The 5,540-nt window shown below is 63.5% G+C and carries 4 protein-coding genes; 2 read left to right on the top strand and 2 right to left on the bottom strand.

Translation table 11 applies throughout. The annotated features are described in order from the left end of the window. Positions 1-828, bottom strand: an 828-nt coding sequence (locus VIM98_RS08100) for an FAD-dependent oxidoreductase (protein ID WP_331992585.1), incomplete at its 3' end; no start/stop codon positions are given. 584 nt (positions 829-1,412) lie between these two features. Between VIM98_RS08100 and VIM98_RS08095 the strand changes: the two genes are divergently transcribed. Beyond that, entirely contained in the window at positions 1,413-1,598 is a 186-nt protein-coding gene (locus VIM98_RS08095) for a hypothetical protein (RefSeq protein ID WP_331992584.1), read from the top strand. A 171-nt stretch (positions 1,599-1,769) separates the two neighbouring features. Here the strand turns inward: VIM98_RS08095 and pepN are convergent, their stop codons facing one another. Next, positions 1,770-4,418 carry an aminopeptidase N gene (gene pepN / locus VIM98_RS08090; RefSeq protein WP_331992583.1) on the bottom strand — a complete coding sequence of 883 codons (2,649 nt, stop codon included), beginning with the start codon at positions 4,416-4,418 and terminating at the stop codon, positions 1,770-1,772. A 67-nt stretch (positions 4,419-4,485) separates the two neighbouring features. Here pepN and VIM98_RS08085 point away from each other — a divergent pair, with 67 nt between their 5' ends. After that, entirely contained in the window at positions 4,486-5,496 is a 1,011-nt protein-coding gene (locus VIM98_RS08085; protein WP_331992582.1) for an aldose epimerase, read from the top strand. The last annotated feature ends 44 nt before the right edge of the window (positions 5,497-5,540 follow it).

The following is a 5,540-nucleotide window of genomic DNA, read 5'->3' as shown; positions in this document are numbered from 1 at the left end:
GTAGCGCGGTCCGACGCCTTCGATGACGCCGGTGTACAGCGGCGAGCGGTCGAGCGCGGCGCGGATGATCGCGTGCGTGCGTTCGGACGTGTGCGTGATCCAGCAGCTGACCTGGCGCGGATGGTCCGCGCGCGAGCCGAGGAACGAGAACACCGGCGCCGGATCGTCGCCGGGCTGTTCTTCCAGGCCGGTGAAATCGATGCTGCGCAGGTCGATGCGCGGTGGGGTGCCTGTCTTCAGGCGCTCGGCGGCGACCGGCAACTCGCGCAGCTTTTGCGCCAGGGTGCTGGCGGGCGGATCGCCGGCTCGGCCGCCAGCGTATTGGGCCTGGCCGATATGGATCTTGCCGGCCAGGAAGGTGCCGGCGGTCAGCACTACCGAGCGCGCGCGGAAGGAGAGCCCCATCTGGGTGACCACGCCGACGGCACGGCCGCCTTCCAGGATGAGATCGTCCACTGCCTGCTGGAACAGTTCCAGGTTTGGCTGGGTCTCGACGATGCGCCGGATGGCGGCCTTGTACAGGGCACGATCGGCCTGGCAACGGGTGGCCCGCACCGCCGGGCCCTTGGAGGCGTTGAGCGTACGCCATTGGATGCCGGCGCGGTCAGCCGCGCGAGCCATGGCGCCGCCGAGGGCATCGATCTCCTTGACCAGGTGCCCTTTGCCGATGCCGCCGATGGCTGGATTGCAGCTCATCTGGCCGATCGTCTCGATGTTATGGCTAAGCAGGAGCGTACGCGCGCCGCAGCGCGCCGCGGCCAAAGCGGCCTCGGTGCCGGCGTGACCGCCGCCGATCACGATGACGTCATAGTGCGTAGGGTGCTGCATGGTCGATTCTTGACCTGCTCTGGCAGGAAAAAGTGACGAAATAGGGCGCCATTTTAGCGTGGAATTTCCTGCAGGCCCTCACTGGCGCGCTGGCATGGAAGCTGCTTTAGTAATCATGCACTTTTCCCGGGCAGAAGCAGCGCGGAAACGCGCGTGGAGATCGAGCGGACAGGGGCTCGATCGCGTGCCGGGAGAGGAAGCAAGACGGCGTCCCTCGGGACGCCGTCGTTTTTTCTACCCCGAGGAAACAGCAAAAAGGCCGCTATTAGCGGCCTTTTTGCTTGAATAGATCTGACGCCTGGCGGTCTCAGGAACAGGGGGAATCCAGGATGACCGTGTTGCCAGGCGTCAGAAACCGAATAACTCGCGGACGGTTCTGACGTGAACTTATGTTTCGCCCTGGCAAGAATATTCACGCTTGGAGCGTGAACATGGGGTGACTAAAACGCTAATTTGTGCCGGTTCACGGCAACTGATGACGCCCTGCGTCAGTTTGTGAGTGTTGCCCGGATAAAGCGTGATATTCGTCACATTTTGGCATGCCTGTTGCTTCCCTTGAACCGGGGCAAACGAGGGGGGGTGTCATGGAATACCAGTTGGATTTGCAGCCGGTTTATACCCACCACGACCTGATTATCGAGATGGGCCGGGTGGAAATGGCGATGGAGCGTTTGCAGGCGCGCAGCGAGCAGGAGAAGCGGACTTTGCGTCCGCGCCTTGAATCGCGACTGCGGCAACTGCGTAACGCGCTCGCCGCTTTACCGGCATGAGCCAAAGCATTTGGGTACCGCCTGCAAGGGGGCTGGCGGACCGTGAAGCCGAAGATTCATTGGCTTACGCCCGGGTGTAGCCGTCCGTTTGCGACGAGCTGCACTCGGGCCTTCTTTTTGGATGACAGTCCAGAACCGTGTCTGGCTTGGAGGGGGCGTAGCAGCTTTTTCTTAGTCGCCCAGCATGCTCCGCACAATTTCTCCCAAGTTGCGCGATAGCGTGCTTTCGGATGCGAGCGAGGCGATTGCGGCACGTGCTTGCTCGCGCCGCCCTTGCTCCAGCCGTCGCCAGCCGTTGAATACGGTCGCCAGTCGCGCGGCAACTTGTGGATTGAGCGCATCCAGTTCGCGCAGGCGGTCGGCCAGGTAGCGGTAACCGGCACCATCGGCACGATGAAAACCGCTGAGATTGCTGCGTGCCCATCCGCCAAGCAGTGCGCGTACGCGGTTGGGATTCTTCAACGTGAATGCGGGATCGGCAGCCAAGCCTTTCACACGCGCGAGCGCGCCTTCGCCAGGCACCATTGCCTGCACCGCGAACCATTTATCCATCGCCAGTGGATCGTTGCCATGGCGTGTGCGGAACTGCGCCAGCGCCGTGGTCGCTTCCGCCGATTCGCTGTGCACCAGCAACGCCAATGCGGCCAGCCGATCGGTCATCGTGCGTGCCTGCGCGCATTGCATGGCGGCAGCTGCCTGCGCAGATGCGCTGTCGACGCGTTCCCACAGTTCGAGCACGCACTGTTTCAGGCGGCGACCGGCTTGGCTCGCCGCGTCCAGGCCATCGCCAGCCTGAGTCATCAGGGTGCGATAGCGAACCGCAAGCGCCTCCGCACCGATATGCTCTGCCAATACGCCCTGCAGTGCGCGACGCGTGTCGTGAATACGCACGGGGTCGACTTCCTGTTCGCGCTCGGCCAGTTCGATTTCGCTCGGCGGCGTCAGCAAGTCGGCCAGCAAGGCATCGTCGATGTCACCGTCGGCAAACAGCGCGGCCAACGCATCGCACCACGCCTGCACGGCTTGCGTGCGACTGCCGTCGCGCAGCGCATCGTAGGCCTGCGCGGCCAGTTGCTGGCCGGCTTCCCAGCGGTTGAAACCGTCGGCGTCGTGGCGCAGCAATAGTGCCAGTTGCTGCGGTGAATAATCGAACTCGAGAATGGTCGGTGCCGAGAAGCCGCGCAGCAGGGAGGGGACCGGCTCGGCATCGACCTGTGCGAACACCAGCGATTGCTCTGCCCGGTCGAGCACGATCACGCGTTCTGTCGCGCCGTCCTCGGCATCGCCCAGGTGCAGCGGCAGCATGCCGCCATCGGCATCGAACAGCGCCAGCTTGATCGGAATCGGCAATGCGGCCTTTTCCGCCTGACCCGGTGTCGGTGCCGTGCGCTGCGTAAGACGCAAGGTATAGCAACGCTTGGCGTCGTCGTACTGGCCGCTTGCCTTGATACGCGGCGTGCCGGCCTGTCCATACCAGGCCAGGTACGGCATCAGGTCGACTGCGTTGGCCTCGCCCAGCGCGCCGAGGAAATCTTCCAGCGTGGCAGCGCGACCGTCGTTGCGTTCGAAGTACAAGTCCATGCCGCGGCGGAAACCTTCGCGCCCCAGTTTGCCCGCGACCATGCGGACCAGCTCCGACCCTTTTTCGTACACCGTGGCAGTGTAAAAATTGTTGATCTCCTGATACTGCGCAGGCCGTACCGGGTGCGCCAGCGGGCCGGCATCCTCCGGGAATTGCGCGCGCCGCAGCAAGGAGACATCCTCAATGCGCTTGAGCGCAGGCGAGTTCATGTCAGCCGAGAACTGCTGCTCGCGGAAGACCGTCAGGCCTTCTTTCAGGCTGAGCTGGAACCAGTCGCGGCAGGTCACGCGATTGCCGCTCCAGTTATGAAAATACTCATGCGCGACGACGGCTTCCACCGCGCGATATTCATCGTCCGTCGCGGTGTCGGGATCGGCCAGCAGATACTTGGCGTTGAAGATGTTCAGGCCTTTGTTCTCCATCGCTCCCATGTTGAAATCATGGGTGGCCACGACATGGAACACATCCAGGTCGTAGTTGCGGCCATAGGCTTGTTCATCCCAGCGCATCGAGCGTTCCAGCGCATCCATCGCGTAATGGCAACGATCGATGGCATCGCCCTCCGCCCAGATCACGAGTTTCACCGGGCGCCCGTCTGCCGTGATGTAGTCGCGTTCGATTTTTTCCAACTGGCCGGCGACGAGCGCAAACAGATAGCTGGGCTTCGGATGCGGGTCGACGAAGCGTGCCCAATGACGTCCGTCGCCGGTATCGCCGCTGCCATCGGGATTGCCGCCGGCCAGTAGCACCGGGAAGCGTGTGCGATCGGCGCGCAAGGTTACGGTATAGCTGGCAAGCACATCCGGACGATCCGGAAAGAAAGCGATGTGGCGGAAACCCTCCGCTTCGCACTGGGTGAGCAGGAAACCGGCTTCTCGGGTACCGGAAAGGTACAGGCCTTCGAGCGCCGTATTGTTGGCCGGATCCAGGGCGACCCGCGTTTCCAGGACGCTCCCGTCCGTGACGCCTTCTACTTCCAACACGCCGTCCGCATACCGATAAGCCGAGGTCGCCAAGGCCTTGCCATCCAATGCGATCGACAGCAGTTCCAGCTCTTCGCCATCCAGGCGCAAGGGTGCCTGCTGCGACGGGTCTCGGCGCAGCGTCAGCCGCGACAGCACCTCGGTGCGGTCGATCCCCAGGTCGAATTCCAGCTCGACGCTTTCCACGCGCCAGGCGGGCGGCCGGTACTGGCTGAGCAAGATGGACGAGGCGGCGTTGTCGGGACGTGCATTCATGGGGGTCGGAAGCCAAGAGCGGGTGGGTCACGTTAACATGCGGTGCTTTATTGCCCGGAACAAGCCCATGGCCGCTTTCAGTGCAACACCGGATCGCTTGGGAACTCATGCCGTCGCCGTACTCGAAGACGCCGAGCGCCGGCGCCAGGTGCGCATCGTCAGTCGTGGCGCGGCGGTGACGAGCATCGATATCGAGCACAACGGCAGCCGTTTCCGTGTCGCCGATGGTTATCGCGATCTGGCTGAAGTCGAATCGCGGCCGGCCTCGCGCTATGCGGTGATGGCGCCGTTCGCCAATCGCATCAAGGACGCCCGGTACACGTTCGATGGCCATACTCACGACCTGGCGCCCGGCGCGGCCGACGGCAAGCGCGAATCGCGCCACGGTTTCCTGCGCGACGCCGAGTTCGATCTGGAACGCCTCGCGGCCGACGCCACCGGCGCGCGTGCCCGGTTCGTCAATCGCAGTATTCGTCCGGGCGTGCATGCGGGCTACCCGTTCGCCATCGACGTGAGTGTGGATTACGCGCTGACCGCCAGCGGCTTGGAGCTGACCGCCGAGTTGAGCAATGTGGGAGATCGCCCCGCGCCGTGCTTTTTCGGTTGGCATCCTTATTTCCGCGTCGCCGAGGGCATGCTGGATGACTGGGAACTTGAAATACCTGCCAGTCTGCTGATTCGCACCGATGCGGATTTCATTCCGTTGCCTGGCGATGCGGCCTATGGGCTGCTGGCCGACGAGCCGGCCATGGACTTCCGTCAATGGCGGCGCCTGGGTGCACAGCAACTCAATCACGGTTATGCCGGCCTGCACGCCGATGCCGATGGCCGCGCGCGTACGCGCGTACGCGATCCACGCAGCGGCCTGGGTATCGCCGTATGGCAGACGCGCGGCATCCTCCTGGCATTTACGGCCGATACTGTGCCGCGCGACCCGCGCCGGTCGTTGGCGCTGGAGCCGATGGAAAGCATGTCCGATGCGTTCAACCGCGAGGACTGCGCGGCGGCAATTCGGCTCGAACCTGGCGCGTCGCGTCAATTCCGTTGCGGTATCGATATCGAAGGTCAACGCGCATGAGCCTGTCAGTTCCCGATTTTTCGCATATCCGCGATGCCGCCGCG

Origin of the sequence: Dyella sp. (assembly GCF_036568765.1) — a bacterium.
Taxonomy (GTDB): Bacteria; Pseudomonadota; Gammaproteobacteria; order Xanthomonadales; family Rhodanobacteraceae; genus GSA-30.
Note: the sequence above shows the minus strand (reverse complement) of the source record. Positions and strands in the feature narration are given on the sequence as shown.